We start from the raw sequence: 18,905 nt of genomic DNA, 5'->3' as shown, positions 1-18,905 counted from the left end.
ATGATAGTAGTTCAATCAGCTGCAGTGTGCGACGCAACGGCTGTTAAATGGTAAAGTAAATGCCGGCTGCTGCCTGCATTATTTATGTATTTACCGCGCTTGGGCAAACTTCCGAAACAAGGCGGAAAAGTATGTCGCGCAGCAGGTCGGCATCCTGCTCCCCGATAATGCTGGTGTAATACTCCTGAATACCTGTAACGGCTCCGAACATATCGATCATGAGCTGCTTCCCTTTCTCACTTAAAAAGATAACTGTAGCGCGCTTGTCGGTTTCATGCTTGCGGGTTACAATGTAATCGCTTGCCTCCAGGTTCTTAACCACCTTACTCATCGCCTGCTTGGTGATGCGTGCCTTTTTAGCCAGCTCATTATTAATGGTGCCTTCCGTAGAGATGTTCGCCATAAGCACCATGTCGCCAATCTTAAAATCGGCATAACCATTCTTTTGCAAATGCTCGGTGAGGCGGGCATCGTAATCTTTTTTTACAATGCTCAGCAATCTTATCAGCAGCTTATGCCGTTGTGCAATAATATCAGTCAGTTGTTGGTCCTTATCAGAAATTGTCATGGTGGTGCGGACAGTGTTTGGATGAAGGGCTAAAATATTCCTTTTGTCATACAAAGATAATAATATTTTGAAGAAGGTCAACTTATTTGTCTAATTGGTAAGCTTGGTTTACCTTTGGCCCCATTTCTTGATAAACACACACAATGGAAACTGCACCCGCAAGCCCGCGTAAGGGCAAACTCGTGGCGCGACTGATCTTTGTCGCCATACTGATTCTCGGCGCCATATTCGGCGTAAAACAATGGCTTTATGCCCGTCATCACGAAACTACAGACAACGCACAGGTAGAAGGGCATTCCGCTCCCGTAATAGCCCGTGTGGCTGGCTACGTGAATGGGCTTAGCGTTCAGGATTACGGTAATGTGCACCGGCATGATACCCTGGTAACCATCGACGATGAGGAATACCGGATTGCACTTCAGCAGGCGGAAGCCGACCAGCTGCAGGCTGCCGCAGATGTGGCAACTGCACGCGCTAACCTGGTAAATGCCCAGGCAGGCATTACCGTGGCACAATCCAACGCGCAGGTAGCATTGGTGCGGAAGGATAAATCTACTGCCGACCTCCGGCGCGATCAGAACCTTTTCGACGATCATGCCATAACCAACCGCCAGCTCGACGATACCAAGGCTGCGAGCCTCACTAACGACAAGCAATACCAGGCAGCACAGGACAACATTACCCTGGCCCGCTCTGCTGTTCAGGTAGCCGCAGCCAAAGTACAGCAGGCAGAAGCCCTGCTGGCAAGTAAACAGGCCGCTGTAGGCCAGGCGAAGCTGAAGCTGAGCTATACCAACGTAACTGCTAACATTACGGGCCGCATCGGCAAAAAGAATGTGGAAGCAGGGCAATTTGTACAGGCCGGCCAAAGCCTCTTCACGATTGTGGACGAGAATGGCTTTTACATAGTAGCCAACTTCAAGGAAACACAGCTCGCGCATATCACCGTAGGCCAGGAGGCCGATATTGAGGTGGATGGTATCAGCGGATTGCATCTGAAAGGGCATGTGGTTGCTATTTCCCGCGCTACGGGTGCCAAATTCTCCCTGCTGCCGCCCGATAATGCTACCGGTAACTTCGTGAAGATTGTGCAGCGTGTACCTGTTAAAATATCCATTGACAATGCTGACCAATACCTCGACCGCCTGCGCGCCGGCCTGAGCGTGGAAGTGGCTTTAAAATACTAGACGCATGACAGCGAAACCAAAAGGGCTCGCCAAATGGATCATCGTGGCCACCGTCATCTCCGCTACCATGCTGGAGCTGATAGATACCACGATTGTGAACGTGGCGCTGTCGCAGATCAGCGGCAACCTGGGCGCCACGATCGAAGACGCCTCATGGGTCATCACCGCATATGCCATCGCTAACGTGATCGTGATCCCCATGACCGGGTTTCTTGCTTCCTATTTCGGCCGGAAAAACTATTACCTCACCTCCATCCTCATCTTCACTTTTGCTTCGTATATGTGCGGGCAATCGGGCAGCCTGTGGGAACTGGTGGCCTGGCGCTTTTTGCAGGGCGTAGGCGGAGGGGCACTGCTGAGTACTTCACAATCCATCCTGTTCGATACTTTCGAGATATATGAACGCCCCACGGCATCAGCGATCTTTGGGATGGGGGTTATTATCGGTCCAACCGTAGGGCCCACACTGGGCGGCATTATCGTGGATAACTTCCACTGGTCGCTCATCTTCGACCTGAACGTACCCATCGGTATCATAGCTGCTTTCCTCGTATTTACTTTCATCGACAAACTGCCGAACGAATACAACATCAACCGGAAGGCTATCAAGATCGATTACCTCGGCATCCTGCTCCTCATCATATGGGTAGGCAGCCTGCAGTATATTCTGGAGAAAGGGCAGTCGGAAGACTGGTTTGCGGCTACGCACATTGTAGTGCTTACCATTGCGGCAGCAGTTTCCTTCATCGCCTTTATCTGGTGGGAACTGCGAACGGATGCACCTGCGGTGAACCTGCACGTACTCAAAAACCGGACGCTGGCCATAACCACCCTGCTCACCTTTATCATGGGTATGGGTATTTACTGTTCCATGTTCGTGTACCCGGTATGGATGCAGCGGGTGATGGGTTATACCCCAACATTAACCGGGGAAAGCCTGTTTCCGGGGGCTATTATGGCGGCGGTAATGATGCCCATGGTGGGTAAAGCCATTCAGCGGGGTGTACCGCCAAAGTACCTCATCACAGGGGGCTTTATCATATTCGCGATATTCTGTTTCTGGATGTCGGCCGCCAGTCCGGATGCGGGGGAGATGTTCTTCTTCATTCCCCTGTTGCTGCGTGGTGTAGGCTCTGCCATGCTGAGTGTACCACTTACAAATCAGGCAGTATCGGGGCTTGCACCGCACGAAATGCCACAGGGCATCGCCATCAATAACATGCTCCGCCAGCTGGGAGGCTCCTTCGGTATTGCGTTCATGAATACCTACGTGGCGCGGCAATACCTGGAGCACCGTACCCAATTGCTGCCGTATGTAGGGCCTGATAGTCCCATTGCCACCGAGCGCCTCCAGCAAATGGGGAACGCCATGATAGCTAAGGGAATGACGGCGGCTGATGCTCACCGGGCCAGCCTTTCCATGCTCGACGGACTTGTAACCAAACAGGCATACATACTCACTTATCTCGACGCATTCCGCATCGTAGGCATCTTCTTCATATGCGTGCTGCCGGTAATGCTGCTTGTGAAGAAAAGAAACCTCAGCGCATCCGCCATGAAAGAAGCGTCGGAACATGCGCATTGATCGTATAAACACACAACAAATGAAAAAAGCATTTATCATCATATTGACATTGGCGGCAGGAGGGGCCGCTGCACAGGAGGCTCCCGCAGCTCTGAAATCCCTCGTGCAGCAATCCTTCTCCCATTTCACGCAGATCAAAGCGATGGAAACACAGCAGCGCATTGCTGCTGACCAAACCACCCTGGCAAGGGCCGGCCGTTTACCCGAAGTAAATGGTAGTGCCAGCTACAGCCACGTGTATCCCGTTCCCAAGGTACAGTTACCCGGCAGTTCATTCACTTTCCAGCCGGTGCCTTCAGAAAACCTGAGCACTACAATTGAAGCACGCCAGCTGCTGCTGGATTTCGGTAAGTCGGGCAGCCAGATTAAAAAGAGCACTGCTCAGGCTGGCCTGCTGGGGGTGCAGACAGATGAGGCGCGTGAAGAACTCGCATACCAGGTGGCCAATGTTTATCTGAACATCGCTTTCCTGCAAGACAATATTTCCGTGCAGGATGCCAACATCCGCCTGCTGGAAGACACCGAAACAATGGTGGAAAACAAACTGAAGCATGGCGATGCCATTGATCTGGATCTCATCAACACCCGCGTGAAACTGGAAACATACCGTAATAAAAAAGTAGATTTCCGCAATTCGCTTCAAAAGCAACTGGCCGCCCTGGAATACCTCACCGGCGAGCCTTTGAGTGATACCGTGAATACTGACTTTGCATGGGCTGTGCCCCCGGCGGCGGATGATTTTACACGTAACTCTGCCATCCGCACCTCCCTCGAGAAAGAGAAAGTTGCTGATACGGACATTGAACTGGCGAAGGCGCAATTCAAACCTTCACTGTTCCTCAATGCAGGTACTGGTTTCAAAAACGGTTACCTGCCGGAGATCACTACGCCTAAGTTTAATTACTATGCGGGCGTAAGTTTGTCTGTACCCATTTATAACGGAAAGAAACTCCGCACCCAGGAGCATATGGCTGCCACCGAAGCAGAAATAGCAAAACTGCATACCCAGGATGTGAAGGAAAACCTCCGGAAAGAAGCCATGCAGCATAACGCTGATATTGCTGCCGGAAAAGAAAGGCTGCTCACGGCAGAAGTGTTGCTCGAACAGGCGAACAAAGCGCTTACGCTGGCGCAGAGCCGCTACCGTAACGGGGTAATTACTTATCTCGATCTGCAGAATGCACAAACCTCCCTGCTGGAAGCGCAGCTCTCGAAAATACAATACCAGTACCAGTTATCGCTTGCAGGCCTGGAGCTTATGCATCTCGGAGGACAACAATTTTGGAAACAATAACCATCTGGTTATGTTTTCGTAGTGTGTGTTTAAATAAAAAGGCCCGGTCTTTCGAGGACCGGGCAATTTTTTATAAGGCAGTTGCGTTGGGGTTATTTCCCGGCAATGCCCATTTCGAGGCCACGCAGTTCGGCAAGTCCGCGGAGGCGGCCTATGGCGCTGTAGCCAGGGTTTGTTTTCTTGTGGAGGTCGTCCAGCATCTGGTGGCCATGGTCTGGACGCATGGGGATGGAAACACCTCTGCGCTTCATTACAGCAAGGATGTTTTTTACCACGCTGTACATATCTACATCACCTTCCAGGTGATTGGCTTCGTAGAAGTTGCCTTGTGCATCGCGCTTGGTGGAGCGGAGGTGGATGAAGTGGATGTGCTCGCCGAGGCGGTCTATCATGCCGGGCAGGTCATTATCTTCCCGCACGCCGTATGATCCGGTGCAGAAGCATAAGCCGTTAGAGGGCGATACGATAGTAGCCAGCAGTTCGCGTGCATCCTGTTCCGTACTAACCACACGGGGGAGGCCCAGGATAGGGAACGGAGGATCGTCCGGGTGAATGGCCAGCTTAACACCCACTTCTTCTGCTACCGGCACAATTTGCTGGAGGAAGTAGAAGAGGTGCAGCTTGAGCTTAATGGCATCAATGTCTTTGTATTTATCCAGTGCTTTCTGGAACAGTTCGAGGGTGAAGCTTTCTTCCGAACCTGGTAAGCCGGCAATGATGTTGCGCTGCAGGAGTGCAATTTCATCGGCGGTCATGCTGTCGAATTGCTCCTTGGCGCGGGAGATCTCTTCTTCCGGATAATCGTTTTCTGCACCGGGGCGTTGCAGAAGGAAGAGGTCGAATGCCATGAACTGGGCTTTATCAAACCGGAGGGCTTTGGAACCGTCTTCCACGGTATAGGCCAGATCGGTACGGGTCCAGTCGAGTACAGGCATGAAATTATACGTAACCGTATAGATGCCGCAGGCGGCGAGGTTACGGATGGATTGCTGGTAGTTTTTGATGTAATCCTTGAAGCGCCCGGTCTGCGTCTTGATATCTTCATGTACGGGAACGCTTTCCACTACAGACCAAACGAGCCCCGCGGCTTCAATTTCCTGTTTGCGCTGCATGATCTCTTCTTTAGTCCATACAGTGCCGTTAGGAATGTGATGGAGGGCAGTAACGATACCTGTGGCGCCGGCTTGCCGGATATCAGAAAGGCTTACCGGGTCTTTAGGTCCGAACCACCTCCAGGTCTGTTCCATTCTCAACATAAACTTGACAATTTTTTTAGTTTCCCAAAATTAGCATTACCGACCAGATAAGCAAATTATCTGCCGGGAAATTGTCAAACGTTTGCCGGGCCGTGGATGAGGATAACGGCGAGATCCATAACATTGGTGTTGGTTGGGCCGGGAGAGATGTGTGTGCGGGTTTGCAGGAAATAATGCCAGCTGTCGTTATTCTCCAGGTAAGGCACCGGGTCGGGCCCCTGTGCCAGGGCTTCCGCATCTATCACGGCGCCCGCAGCATCAGTAGGGCCATCGATACCATCTGTACCTGCAGAAAGGAAAGTAATCTGCGGATGATCGCGGAGCAGCATACCTGCCGCCAGTGTTAATTCCTGGTTACGCCCCCCAAGGCCCGTGCCCGTTACCTGAACGGTGGATTCTCCACCAGCCAGTAGGCATCCCGGAAAAGGCCCCTTGTATGCCAGGGCGCTTTGAACAAGCGATGCTGCAAGGTCACGCGCCATGCCGGTGGCATGATCAGTTAGTATATGGGGGAAATATCCAAGATTAGAAGCTTTTTCTGCCGCAGCTTCCAGGGCTATGCGGTTGCTGGCAGCTACGATGTGCGTGGCATGCGGGAGCTCTCCGGCACGGGCGGTTTCAGGGATAAGTCCTGCCACACCCTGTTCAAGATGTGCAATTATGCCGGAAGCCACCTGATCGCGGAGTTGATATTTATCGATGATATCAAGGGATTCGCTGAATGTGGTATTGTCTGCAACGGTAGGGCCGGAGCCGATAACGGCAGGGTCGTTACCAGGTACGTCAGATAACAGGATGGAATGCACCGTAGCCGGATGGATAGCACGTGCGAGTTGACCGCCCTTGATGGCAGAAAGGTGTTTACGCACGGTGTTCATCTCCGTTATATCGGCACCGGAGTTGAGTAACAGCTGAAATGCATGCCGCAGCTCTTCCATGGTAACACCTTCCGGCACATCGGCCAGCAGGGAAGAGGCGCCTCCGGAAAGAAGGAACACCACATGATCTCCCGGACGGAGGCCTGCCGCCAGTTGCAGCATGGTGGTGCCGGCTATAATGCTGTTGATATCCGGCACGGGATGGCCCGCCGTAATAATTTCGGTTTTCTGTAAGGGAAAAGTGGAGGGATGGCTGGTAACTGCAAAGCCATGGGTAAGCCTGTCTCCCAATATACGCTCTGCCTGGTGCGCCATGGCTGCGGCTGCTTTACCTGCTGCCAGCAGAAATATCCGGCCATCGCCGGGAGGCAGGGCTGGTAAACTGAGCGGAACAAAATAGCGTGGCTGAACAGCCTTTACGGCTTGGAGGTAAATGGCTTCTGCATGCTGACGACCTTTTAAGCTCATCCGTGGCCGGGTTTTCTCGCTTCCTTCTTCTCCTGCTTGCGGTCCATCTTCTTTTCCATGTCTCCCTTTTTCATCAGCTCCCAGTCGTTCCATTTTTTGTATTGGGAAGTGGAAAGTACTTCACGGAAGCGGCGGTTGCGGTCGGCATCGAGCTGCTGGAATACCTGCATACGCTGACGCGGGCTAAGTGAGGAATCCTTCTTGGCAGCATCCCGCTTACGCGCAATGTCTTCATTGATATCGTAAATAGCCTTGCGCTGGTCTTTGGACAGGTCCAGTTCGCGGTAGAGTTTATCACTCATCTTGTCTGCCTTCCCTGCAGCGTCCCAGCGGTGGCCACGGGTACGCGTGGTATCCTGCGCCTGTACCGAAAGACCGGTAGCCGCTAACAGGATGATAATGAGCCAAATCTTATTTTTCATATAGTGATGCCGTGTATTATTACCAGGTGGTTTACCGCTTGTAAAAATTTATACTAAAATACTAGGTTCGGCGGACAATCATTTATTAAATTTAAAGCTTGTTGCTGTATTGAAACCTGATTGCCGTGCTTTTTCCGGATCTAACCTGTGCCGGCATCGTCGTCCTTTTCAGCCATTATCTAAACGTATCTTAATCAACCTGCCATGAAAGCAATTAAAATTCCTGCCGGGGCGCCAATGCCGGAGACAGGGTTGCAGCATCGCCGCTATCTTTTAACGCGGTGGGCGATTGGTGCAGTATGCGGACTGTCGGCTTTATTGCCGGCCGGCGCAGTACTGGGCCAGCAAACTTTCCCTGTAAACGGTGTGGCCGAACCGCGCGAAGGCTGTTATGCCTTTACCCATGCCACCATAGTAAAAGACGCGAAAACCACATTACGGGATGCCACCCTCATTATCCGTGATGGCAAAATTGTAGCCGCCGGTACCGGGGCTGCAGTACCTAAAGATGCCGTAGTTGTCGACTGCAAAGGGAAATACATTTATCCGTCGTTCATTGACCTCGACAGCGACTATGGCATGTCTTCCGCTCAGCGTTCGCCTGGCGGCCGTGGATCACAACAGTTCATATCCGGTACTAAAGGCGCCTATAACTGGAACCAGGCCGTTAAACCGGAAGTGAACGCTGTGGATATCTTCGGCGCAGACGCCGCCAAAGCAAAGAATCTCCGCGAACAGGGCTTCGGTGTAGTGCTTACCCATCAGCACGACGGTATTGCCCGCGGTACGGGAGCGCTTGTAAGCCTTGCCTCCACACGGGAAAACAAAACCATCCTACGCGAAAAGGTTTCTTCCCACTATTCCTTCGATAAAGGTTCTTCCTCGCAGGATTACCCCGGTTCCCTCATGGGGGCCATCGCACTGCTGCGCCAGCAATACCTGGATGCACTGTGGTACAAGGGCAACCCATCTGCAGAAGGCGTTAACCTCAGCCTGCAGGCCTGGAACGATCAGCAGAACCTCATACAGATCTTTGAAGCCGGCGATAAATGGAACGCGCTTCGTGCAGACAAGATCGGGGATGAGTTTGGTGTGCAATATGTAATCAGGGGCGGTGGTAATGAATACCAGCGTATTCCTGAAATGACCGCTTCCAGAGCATCCTTCATCCTGCCCGTCAGCTTCCCTGCCGCTATGGATGTGGAAGATCCTGCTGATGCGCGTTTTGTAGCCCTTGCAGATATGAAGCACTGGGAACTGGCGCCAACAAACCCTGCGGCATTCGAGAAAGCCCGTATCCCTTTTGCGCTCACGCCCGGTGATGTGAAGGATGCAAAGTCTTTCTTCACTAACCTGCGTAAAGCAATCGATAATGGCCTCTCTGAAGAAAAGGCCCTCGAAGCACTTACGCAAACTCCCGCCGCAATTCTGAAAGCTTCCGATAAGATCGGTAGCCTTGATGCTGGTAAACTGGCCAACTTTCTCATTGCATCCGGTCCTATTTTCGATGAAAGCACCGTGCTGTACCAGAACTGGGTACAGGGTAATAAATATGTGCTGAAAGAAGACGGCTGGTCCGATCTCCGGGGGAAATACAATATCGTGCTGACGTATCCCAATGGTTCCGGTACATATCCTGTGGAAATCAAAGGCACGCCTGCAGCACCTTCTATTGTTAATAAAGATACCATCCCCGGTAAGATCGATGTAGCCGGTCCGCTGGTAACAATCATTCTCAATACTACCAAAGATAACAGCCGCCAGATCCGCCTCAGTGGTGCCATCCGCTTTATGGAAGGTGCCACGACCACCATGCGCGGTGCCGGTATCGACGAGAAAGGTGTTCCTGTAAGCTGGGAAGCAGTTCAGACTGCTGCTCATGTAGCCAAAGCCGATACTGCTAAGAAGAAGACCCCGGAAGCTCCCGGTAAAATTTACTTTCCGTTCGTAGGCTATGGTTTCGAGGAAATGCCGAAGCAGCAGGATCTGCTCATCCGCAACGCCACCATCTGGACCAACGAAAAAGAAGGAAAGATAGAAGGTGCCGATGTACTGATCCGTAATGGGAAGATCGCACAAATCGGGAAAGGCCTTTCTGCGGGTAGTGCCCGCGTGATTGATGGCACCGGTAAGCACCTCACACCCGGTATTCTCGACGAGCACTCGCATATCGCCATCAGTCGTGGTGTGAACGAAGGCACGCAATCTGTAACTGCAGAAGTGCGGATTGCCGATGTGGTGAACCCCGATGATGTGAATATTTACCGTCAATTGTCTGGGGGTGTTACTTCCTCTCACCTGCTGCATGGCTCCGCCAATACCATCGGCGGCCAGAGCCAGCTGATCAAACTGCGTTGGGGAGCCAATGCGGAAGATCTGAAGTTCGCCGGTACAGACGGCTTTATAAAATTCGCGCTGGGTGAGAACGTGAAGCAGTCGAACTGGAACCTGCCTGCCCGTGTCCGCTTCCCGCAGACGCGTATGGGAGTAGAGCAGGTGCTGACAGATGCATTTACCCGTGCCCGCGATTACGAGAAAGCAGGGGCCGGCAAGCGCCGCGATCTGGAACTCGATGCGCTGGTGGAAATCCTCAATAAGAAACGTTTCGTAACCTGCCACTCTTATGTGCAGAGTGAGATAAATATGCTCATGAAAGTAGCCGAGCGCTTCAATTTCCGCATCAATACCTTCACCCACATCCTGGAAGGTTATAAAGTGGCGGATAAGATGAAAGCGCATGGTGCCGGAGGTTCTACATTTGCCGATTGGTGGGCGTATAAAATGGAAGTGATCGATGCTATTCCGCAGAACGCCACTATCATGCAGCGCGTTGGTGTTACCACGGCCATCAATTCCGATGATGCTGAAATGGCACGCCGCCTCAATCAGGAAGCTGCCAAAAGTGTGAAGTATGGTGGAATGGGAGAAGAGGAAGCCCTTAAAATGGTAACCCTCCATCCCGCTCAGCTGCTGCATGTGGCAGACCGTATCGGTAGTATCAAAACCGGTAAGGATGCCGATGTGGTACTCTGGAGCGATCACCCCCTCAGCATTTACGCTAAAGCGGAGCAGTCTATTGTTGACGGTATCGTGTACTTCGACCGTTCCCGCGATCTCGAACTTCGTACCCGCATTGCAGCAGAGCGCAGCCGCCTCATTGCAAAAATGCTGGGCGAGAAGAAGAAAGGTGCCCCCATGCAGAAAGCAGTGCCCTCCCGTGAGGAAATCTATCACTGCGAAGATCTGCAGGCCGGTCATCAGCATCATATTTTGAACGACGTGGAAACACACTAAGCCACGCAAACATCCAACAACATGAAAAAAGTATTCCTCTCCATAATCGGACTTACCGCCTGCCTCGCCACGCTGCGTGCACAGGAAACGGTGTATCCGGCCAAAGCACAGCAGGGACTGGTATTTCTTAAGAATGCCACTATCCATACCGGGGCCGGACAGGTTATTGAACGTGGTACCATAGGCTTCAGTAACGGAAAGATCATTGCCGTTGGAGCTAATGTACCCATCCCTGCCGATGATGTACGTGTGTTCGACGTACAGGGCCAGCATATTTACCCCGGCCTCATTGCATCCGACAGTAATCTGGGGCTAACGGAAGTAGAAAGTGTGCGTGCCACGAATGATTACAGTGAAGTAGGAGACATCAACCCATCGGTCCGCTCTATCATCTCCTATAATACAGATTCCAAAATCATCAATACCCTGCGTACCAACGGTATCCTGATTGCGCAGGTAGTACCGGAAGGCGGGCTGGTTACCGGCAGCTCTTCCGTTGTGCAGCTCGATGCCTGGAACTGGGAAGATGCTGCGTATAAGACAGATAACGGCATCCATTTCTATATGCCCCGCCTTATGCCCCGTTCCAATCCGTTTGGTGCAGAAGCCCGTGGTCCGGGAAATGATGCTGTGAAAGAAGCCATGGAAAGAATAGAATCCGTGAAAGGATTCTTCCGGGAGGCCAAAGCCTATCTCGATGGTGGTTCGAAAAAGAACGGTACCAACCTGAAATATGAATCAGTGAAAGGGCTGTTTGACCGCAGTCAGAAGCTGTTCGTACACTGCGACCTCATGAAGGAAATGATTGTTGCTGCAGATATGGGTCAGGAGTTTGGCTTCGACGTAGTAATTGTTGGCGGAACCGACAGCTGGATGATTACCGGCCTGCTGAAGAAGAACGGTATCCCCGTTATCCTGAGCCAGCCGCACAGCCTGCCCGTAATGCAGGACGATGATGTGGACCAGCCTTATAAAACACCGGCCATCCTTCAGAAAGCCGGTATACTGTTCAGTATTTCGAACGAGGGTTTCTGGCAGCAAAGGAACCTCCCATTCAATGCCGGTACAGCGGGGGCATATGGTCTTACCAAAGAGGAAGCCCTCAGCGCCATAACCCTTAACGCAGCAAAGATCCTCGGCATTGCTGAGAAAACCGGGTCACTGGAAGTAGGGAAAGATGCAAACATCGTGGTAAGTACCGGGGATATTCTGGATATGAAGTCGAGCGTAATTACAAAAGCTTATATCCAGGGCCGGGAAGTAGATCTTACGGACAAGCATAAGCAGTTGTACGAGCGTTATAAGCACAAGTATAATCTGCAATAGATTGATTTGTAATGAATAATATGGAAGCCGTCCGCATTAGCGGGCGGCTTTTTTTATGGAGTAAGTTTTCCAATTTCACCACCTTCCTGCCCATATTTTGACAGGATGTAGGACTGTTTTCGCCCAGCCAGCCATCATGGGGGTATTATAAAGTATTGATAAATAATGATTTAAGTCTAAGTTGTATCACAGTGAAGATGCATTCAGGGCAGGGGAGGATCGGGGAAAGAAAATACATAAAGGCTGCTGACATACCCTTGTCACATGCTGGTGTGAGATTTATAAAAAAAAAGATGAGACAAGCGATAACAACGGCCCGCCTCTTTGGGCTGAATGAGATTTCGCCGGAGGAGGTACTCCGCCGGTTAGAGGAACCGGGTTTCCGTATGATCGATAATAACAGTTGTGCCTCATTTAAGCGGCATCACATTCCGGGTGCACGCCATTTGGATCCGGGGGATTATGGCGCTGGAGATCTGGGAAGTACGAAAGCAGATACCATTGTATTTTATTGTTCAGACGCATTGTGCGGAGCGGCGCCATATGCAGCCAAGCGTGCTAAGAACATGGGATTCGAGCATGTATATGTAATGACGAAAGGAATATCTGCCTGGTTGAAAAACGGGTATCCAATTATAAAAAGTGAATAAAAGTATTTTGGGTTGAACAATAATCGAAAAAGCCCGGAGTACATTGTATCTCCAGGCTTTTTCTTATTTCATGACAGTGTGGTATTCCTACACCATGCGAACGAGGTAATAATTTTTCTTGCCTTTCTGAAAGAGGATGCTCTTTCCGTTGAGGAGTGATGATTCATCGATGATCAGGTCAACACCTGTAAGTTTAGAGCCATTGAGGCTTACACCGCCACCCTGAATAGTTTTGCGAGCTTCGCCTTTACTGGGGAAGATGCCGGCCTCCGCAAGGAAGGTAACCACATCTTTTCCTTCTGTCAATGAAGTCGCGGGCATTTCATATTGCAACACACCGGTGAGTACATTGATCAGCTCTTCTTCAGAAAAGGAGCGCAGTGTTTCGATAGATGCCTTACCGAAGAGGATCTCAGAAGTTTTAATGGCTTTCTCATAGCCTTCTGCCCCGTGAATAAAGGTAGTTACTTCCTGTGCGAGCTTCTTCTGCAGCAGGCGCTTCCCGGCGTCTTCACGGTGTTCAGCAATAAGATTGTTGATAACAGCCTCTTCGAGGAAGGTGAAAATGCGGATGTAGTTTTCTGCATCGTCATCATCTGCATTCAGCCAGAACTGATAGAACTGGTAAGGCGTGGTTTTATTAGCATCCAGCCATATGTTCCCGCTTTCGGACTTGCCGAATTTGGTACCGTCTTTCTTCTTGATCAGCGGGCAGGTAAAAGCATAGGCTTCTCCACCGCCCAAACGGCGCACAAGCTCCGTTCCGGTTACGATGTTGCCCCATTGGTCGGAGCCGCCCATCTGCATTTTACAGTTCTTCTGATTATATAAATGATAGAAGTCGTAGCCCTGGATCATCTGGTAAGAGAATTCCGTGAACGACATGCCGCTGTCACCATCAAGGCGTTTCTTCACAGAGTCTTTCGCCATCATGTAATTGACGGTGATATGCTTGCCCACATCACGGATGAAGTCGAGGAAAGTGATGTTCTTAAACCAGTCGTAGTTATTCACCATTTCCGCATAATTCGGCTTAGACGGGTCGAAGTCCAGATACTTTTCCAGTTGTGCCTGAATGGAGCGGAGGTTGTGCGCCAAAGTATCGAGATCGAGCATTTTGCGCTCTTCTGCTTTAAAAGAAGGGTCGCCCACCATACCGGTGGCGCCGCCTACCAGTGCGAGTGGCTTGTGGCCTGCGCGCTGCAGGTGTTTCAGCAGCATAATAGGAACGAGGTTACCCACATGCAGCGAGTCTGCCGTAGGGTCGAAGCCTACGTAAGCAGTCGTCATTTCCTTTTCCAGCTGTTCTTCCGTGCCTGGTTTGATATCCTGTATCATACCACGCCAGCGCAATTCCGATATTAGATTCATGAAATGGTGAAAAATTTTTGCAAAGTTACGTTTATATCCACGAATAACCGCCCCTTTTGTCACATGCGGGGGCGCCAGGGCAGTTCTTCTACCTGGAGCTGGTGCCCTACATACCGCGCCAGTACAAAGAGGTAATCGCTTAACCGGTTCAGGTATTGCAGCACCAGTGGTTCCACGGGCTGGCCTTCGTCCTGCAAAGCTACACACAGCCGCTCGGCTCTCCTGCAAACACAACGGGCAATATGGCAGTGAGAAACAGCTACATGCCCGCCAGGCAGTATAAAGTGTTTCATTTCAGGAAGAATTTCGTCCATCTTATCCATGGCATCTTCCAGCATTTTTACATCTTCTTCGTGAAGGTCCGGCCTTTTCATTTTGGATTCCTTCTCAGGATCGGTTGCCAGGGAGGCGCCGATGGTAAACAGCCGGTCCTGCGACTCCCGGAGCATTGCCCGCACGCCGGGATCGGTCATATGGTCGTTCACCAATCCTATCCATGAATTGAGTTCGTCTACTGTTCCGTAAGTTTCGATGCGGAGGTGCCCTTTGGAGACTTTAGTGCCTCCGATGAGGGATGTTTTGCCCTTGTCACCGGTTTTGGTATATATTCTGAATGCCATAAAGCAGGGTTTTGGCGAATGTACTAAAAAAAGCGGCCCCGGTTTTACCGGAGCCGCTGTGCATATCGTGAGGCTTTCGCTGGCTAGTGGGCCAGTACTTCCTTAATAGCGTTCAGTTTATCAGATTCCATCAGGCCATCGCGGAGGCGGATGATCCGGCGGGCATGTTCGGCAATATCTTCTTCGTGGGTAACCAGTACTACGGTATTGCCGCCGGCATGGATCTTCCCGAAAATATCCATAATTTCTATGGAAGTTTTCGTGTCGAGGTTACCGGTAGGTTCATCGGCGAGGATGAGGGAGGGATCGTTTACCAGCGCCCTTGCGATAGCAACGCGTTGGCATTGGCCGCCGGAAAGCTCGTTGGGTTTATGTTTATATCGGTCGCCCAGGCCAACTTTTTCCAGCATGGCCCTGGCTTTATCTTCTCTTTCCTTTTTGCTTACGCCGGCGTAAATGAGGGGGACAGCCACATTTTCGAGGGCACTAAGCCGGGGCATGAGATTGAATTGCTGGAATACAAACCCGATTTCCTGGTTGCGGATGCGTGCCAGTTCGTTATCCTCCATGCTGCTCACATCATGCCCGTTCAGGATGTATTTACCGCTGGTAGGCGTATCCAGCGCGCCGAGGATGTTCATCAGGGTCGATTTCCCGGAGCCGGAGGGGCCCATCAGTGCTACATATTCATTTCGGTTTATGTCGATGCTTACGCCTTTCAGCACGGGCAACTCGTTTTTACCGATGAAGTAGCTTTTCCTGATTTCTTCCAGGTGGATAACGGATTGGGTCATATTATTTCTTGATTACTTTGGGAACGCTGAAATATTCTTCGGTATGTACGGGCGCGTTGCGAAGGGCTTCTTCCCGGGTAATGCCGGGGATTACTGCGTCTTCACGGAAAACATTGGCGTCGCGGGTCATATGCAGCAATGGTTTCACGTCGGTCGTGTCCAGTTCATTCAGTTTCTCCACAAAGGTGATCATCCGCTGGAGGTCCAGGCGGATTTCCTCCCCTTCTTCCTGGCCGATCTTCAGTCTTGCCAGCGTAGCCAGCTGCTGTATCAGCGCGTCATTCACTTCCATGAGTTTAAATTAACGTTTTAAAGCTAATAAATTGTATTCATATAACCGATAAATGTGATCGGTATGGCAAAAATAGGGATAATTGGGCGGGATGTGGATGTATCCTTTCCCAAAAGCCTTGTTAAAATTTCTTATTTTGCGGCCCGATATGGCTAAGGAAAAAGAAATCGTAGTGAGCGGTATCCGCTCTACCGGCATTTTGCACCTGGGTAACTATTTTGGTGCCATCCGTAATTACATCCGGATGCAGGAAGAATTCAATTGTTATTTTTTCGTGGCCGACTGGCATGCGCTTACCACGCATCCCGATCCGAAAAGCCTCAGGGGCAACGTGTACCGGGTGCTGGCAGAAAACATCGCTTCCGGCCTCGATCCTGAAAAAGTAACGCTTTACGTGCAGAGTGATATCCCGGAGATCGCGGAGCTTTACCTGCTGCTGAATATGATGGCTTATAAGGGAGAACTGGAGAAGGTACCCACCTTTAAGGATAAAGTGCGCCAGAACCCCGATAACGTGAATGCCGGACTGCTGACCTATCCGGTACTCATGTCAGCCGATATTCTGATTCACCGTGCGGTAAAAGTACCCGTAGGGAAAGATCAGGAGCAGCACCTGGAAATGAGCCGGAACTTCGCGCAGCGCTTCAACAACCGCTACGGTGAGCTTTTCCCGGAACCTTATCCTTTTAACTACGGAGATGATCTCGTGCGCATCATGAGCCTCGACGGAAACGGTAAAATGAGCAAGAGCGAGAATGAAAACTCCACGCTTTACCTCAACGACAGTGACGATGCCATCCGTAACAAGCTGAAAAAGGCGAAAACGGACAGTGGCCCGCAGGAACCCAATTCCGCGAAACCCGACTATATCGCTAATCTTTTCACGCTCATGCAGCTCGTTTCTGCCCCCGATACCCTTCAGGCATTCGAAGATGCCTACAACGGGTGCAGTATCCGATATGGTGATATGAAAAAGCAGCTGGCAGAAGATATGGTGAATTTCATCAGGCCGATCCGTGAAAAGGCGGAGGCTATCCAGCAAGATCATGCCTACCTGCACCGCATCATGCGCCAGGGAGCCGAAAAAGCCCGCGAATCTGCCGCAGCTACTCTCAGAGAAGCACGCAATCTGATGGGCATCAACTTCTATTGATACTTAACTGTTGAATCATACCCCACTGCATGGCAAAGAATAAAGTCAAACATATCGCGGTAGCCGGGAATATCGGTGCCGGGAAAACCACCCTCACGGAAATGCTGTCGAAGCACTACAAATGGGTGCCCCAGTTCGAGGATGTGGAACATAATCCATATCTGACCGACTTTTACGACGATATGCCCCGCTGGTCGTTCAACCTGCAGGTGTATTTCCTGCACAGCCGCCTCAAGCAGCTGGTGGATATACAGCATGGCAAAGACACCGTGATTCAGGACCGCACCATTTATGAAGATGCGCACATCTTCGCGCCCAACCTCTACGAAATGGGGCTGATGACGAAGCGCGACTTCGACAACTATTTCAATTTCTTTGAGACACTGAAGTCAATGGTGAAACCACCGGATCTGCTGATTTATCTGCAGGCATCAGTGCCTACACTGGTAGCGCAGATTCAGAAACGCGGGCGGGAATATGAAGAAAACATCCGCCTCGATTACCTGAAACGGCTCAACGAATATTATAACAGCTGGATCGATAAGTATAAGGATGGCCCCCTGTTAATCATTGACGTAGACAAGAATAAATTTCCGGAAAACGAAGAACATCTCGGAGAAATTATTTCTCGCGTAGATTCGCAACTGTACGGGCTTTTCTAGGAATTTCGAATACCTTTTTTATCTCCGGATAACGGTTAATCTCCGTTTTTCGGAGATATTTTTTTTGGTGCATATCTGCACTGTCTTTAGTTTTGAATTATTGTTTGATTGAACCCGTTTTACTATGACCATTGTTTGCAAGCTCACCCTGCATTGGGTGTTTCTTCAATTATTTACGATTCCTCCGTTAACAGCCGCTTTTGACATCTGGAATGAGCCGGGCAGTTTAGCTGCACAGCGGCACGTAGTGGCAGGAGTTTACACGGAAAAAAGATTTATGATCGATGGATGGAACATTCATGCATTGTCTGCTGCTATTCCTGTGGGGAGTGGTGTTGCAGGATTACAAGTTTTGCAGGAAGGAGTAAGTCCGTACGTGCAAACACATTTTAACCTGATGTATGGGTTGCGGTTGGGAAAATCCCTCCGGATGGCAGCAGGATTGGGCTATGGAAAAGGGAGGCCGGAAGCCACGGTAGGTTCTGTCTGGGAAACCGGGAAGCATTGCAGGTTGGGGCTTCAGTTCAGGATGGGCGGAGCCGGGTTAGGGTATGGCGGCGCTTCATTGACTTTCCAGCTGGGGCAGCCCGCGGAGTTGGAACTGGCTGGCGGAAAGGAAGCAAGGCAGCCGCTTACAGGCAGGTTGCAACTCCGGTACCGGCCGGTAGACCGCTTCCTGCTATTGGGCGGGTATGCTGTTGGTCCATTATTTCCCTACTTCGGTGCAGGTTGGGGAATGGGGAAATGGGAAATAGGCGTGATGGGAAGATGGCATCCCTATCTGGGTATCAGCCCCGCAATAATGGTAGGTTGGAAAGACAGGAAGAGTGATAAACAGAATAGGCAGGTAGAGTAACATATCAATTGCGGACCTGCAGTAGCGTTTGAAAAGGTAGTGATTACCAGAAAATTAGCAAAGGGGAGGCTGACCGAAGATTGATAATCAATCACGTTCTGTTATACAGGACCGGATCAGTATAGTATAGATAGTGGTTGGGCAGAATGTAGTTGCATAGCTGGCTGTTGCGTTTTAAGAAAACGTTGACTGTTCATTTTACTTAAAAGAAATGAAGCAGTTCAAATGT

17 protein-coding genes are annotated in these 18,905 nt (G+C 50.8%); 9 read left to right on the top strand and 8 right to left on the bottom strand.

Going from position 1 to position 18,905, the window contains the following annotated elements; genetic code table 11:
* Positions 1-82: 82 nt before the first annotated feature.
* Positions 83-568, bottom strand: coding sequence for a MarR family winged helix-turn-helix transcriptional regulator (locus tag DEV76_RS00810; RefSeq protein ID WP_109694132.1), 486 nt, complete (start codon positions 566-568; stop codon positions 83-85).
* A 143-nt stretch (positions 569-711) separates the two neighbouring features.
* Between DEV76_RS00810 and DEV76_RS00805 the strand changes: the two genes are divergently transcribed.
* The 3 genes from DEV76_RS00805 to DEV76_RS00795 are packed head-to-tail and all read left to right on the top strand — an operon-like array spanning position 712 to position 4,634.
* Complete coding sequence (locus DEV76_RS00805) at positions 712-1,755, top strand: HlyD family secretion protein (RefSeq protein ID WP_109694131.1); 1,044 nt, start codon at positions 712-714, stop codon at positions 1,753-1,755.
* A gap of 4 nt (positions 1,756-1,759) precedes the next feature.
* On the top strand, positions 1,760-3,340 hold the full coding sequence (locus DEV76_RS00800; protein ID WP_109694129.1) for a DHA2 family efflux MFS transporter permease subunit: 1,581 nt from the start codon (positions 1,760-1,762) through the stop codon (positions 3,338-3,340).
* A gap of 19 nt (positions 3,341-3,359) precedes the next feature.
* A complete protein-coding gene (locus tag DEV76_RS00795; RefSeq protein WP_198651895.1) occupies positions 3,360-4,634 on the top strand; it encodes a TolC family protein in 1,275 nt (424 codons plus the stop codon).
* Between the two features lie 92 nt (positions 4,635-4,726).
* Here DEV76_RS00795 and uxuA read toward each other — a convergent pair whose 3' ends face one another.
* The 3 genes from uxuA to DEV76_RS25805 form a co-directional block, all read right to left on the bottom strand.
* Entirely contained in the window at positions 4,727-5,890 is a 1,164-nt protein-coding gene (uxuA, locus tag DEV76_RS00790) for a mannonate dehydratase (RefSeq protein WP_109694125.1), read from the bottom strand.
* Between the two features lie 74 nt (positions 5,891-5,964).
* Positions 5,965-7,236, bottom strand: coding sequence for a glycerate kinase type-2 family protein (locus DEV76_RS00785; RefSeq protein WP_198651894.1), 1,272 nt, complete (start codon positions 7,234-7,236; stop codon positions 5,965-5,967).
* A complete protein-coding gene (locus DEV76_RS25805; protein ID WP_157962643.1) occupies positions 7,233-7,658 on the bottom strand; it encodes a hypothetical protein in 426 nt (141 codons plus the stop codon). The genes DEV76_RS00785 and DEV76_RS25805 overlap by 4 nt, the downstream gene beginning before the upstream one ends.
* A gap of 204 nt (positions 7,659-7,862) precedes the next feature.
* Here DEV76_RS25805 and DEV76_RS00780 point away from each other — a divergent pair, with 204 nt between their 5' ends.
* The 3 genes from DEV76_RS00780 (at position 7,863) to DEV76_RS26320 (ending at position 12,928) form a co-directional block, all read left to right on the top strand.
* Complete coding sequence (locus tag DEV76_RS00780; RefSeq protein WP_232826837.1) at positions 7,863-10,952, top strand: amidohydrolase family protein; 3,090 nt, start codon at positions 7,863-7,865, stop codon at positions 10,950-10,952.
* A 21-nt stretch (positions 10,953-10,973) separates the two neighbouring features.
* Entirely contained in the window at positions 10,974-12,278 is a 1,305-nt protein-coding gene (locus tag DEV76_RS00775; RefSeq protein WP_109694122.1) for an amidohydrolase family protein, read from the top strand.
* 197 nt (positions 12,279-12,475) lie between these two features.
* Complete coding sequence (locus DEV76_RS26320) at positions 12,476-12,928, top strand: rhodanese-like domain-containing protein (RefSeq protein WP_109694120.1); 453 nt, start codon at positions 12,476-12,478, stop codon at positions 12,926-12,928.
* A gap of 87 nt (positions 12,929-13,015) precedes the next feature.
* On the opposite strand, the gene tyrS is transcribed toward DEV76_RS26320, so the two are convergent.
* The 4 genes from tyrS to gatC form a co-directional block, all read right to left on the bottom strand.
* Positions 13,016-14,299, bottom strand: coding sequence for a tyrosine--tRNA ligase (gene tyrS, locus DEV76_RS00765; RefSeq protein WP_109694118.1), 1,284 nt, complete (start codon positions 14,297-14,299; stop codon positions 13,016-13,018).
* A 59-nt stretch (positions 14,300-14,358) separates the two neighbouring features.
* Positions 14,359-14,919, bottom strand: a complete 561-nt coding sequence (locus tag DEV76_RS00760) for a cob(I)yrinic acid a,c-diamide adenosyltransferase (RefSeq protein WP_109694116.1) — start codon at positions 14,917-14,919, stop codon at positions 14,359-14,361.
* Positions 14,920-15,002: 83 nt separating this feature from the next.
* Positions 15,003-15,713, bottom strand: a complete 711-nt coding sequence (locus DEV76_RS00755; protein ID WP_109694114.1) for an ABC transporter ATP-binding protein — start codon at positions 15,711-15,713, stop codon at positions 15,003-15,005.
* 1 nt (position 15,714) lies between these two features.
* Entirely contained in the window at positions 15,715-16,005 is a 291-nt protein-coding gene (gatC, locus tag DEV76_RS00750; protein ID WP_109694113.1) for an Asp-tRNA(Asn)/Glu-tRNA(Gln) amidotransferase subunit GatC, read from the bottom strand.
* 148 nt (positions 16,006-16,153) lie between these two features.
* Between gatC and trpS the strand changes: the two genes are divergently transcribed.
* The 3 genes from trpS to DEV76_RS00735 all read left to right on the top strand — a co-directional run bounded on the left by trpS (position 16,154) and on the right by DEV76_RS00735 (position 18,676).
* Positions 16,154-17,158: a tryptophan--tRNA ligase gene (gene trpS / locus DEV76_RS00745; protein WP_109694110.1), complete on the top strand. Its 1,005-nt coding sequence runs from the start codon at positions 16,154-16,156 to the stop codon at positions 17,156-17,158.
* Positions 17,159-17,187: 29 nt separating this feature from the next.
* Positions 17,188-17,820, top strand: coding sequence for a deoxynucleoside kinase (locus tag DEV76_RS00740; protein ID WP_109694109.1), 633 nt, complete (start codon positions 17,188-17,190; stop codon positions 17,818-17,820).
* Between the two features lie 124 nt (positions 17,821-17,944).
* On the top strand, positions 17,945-18,676 hold the full coding sequence (locus DEV76_RS00735; protein ID WP_109694108.1) for a hypothetical protein: 732 nt from the start codon (positions 17,945-17,947) through the stop codon (positions 18,674-18,676).
* Positions 18,677-18,905 lie beyond the last annotated feature (229 nt).

The sequence above is a fragment of the Chitinophaga deserti genome (genome assembly GCF_003149455.1).
GTDB lineage: Bacteria > Bacteroidota > Bacteroidia > Chitinophagales > Chitinophagaceae > Chitinophaga > Chitinophaga deserti.
The sequence above is the reverse complement of the archived record's forward strand: the minus strand, read 5'-3'. Positions and strand labels throughout refer to the sequence as shown.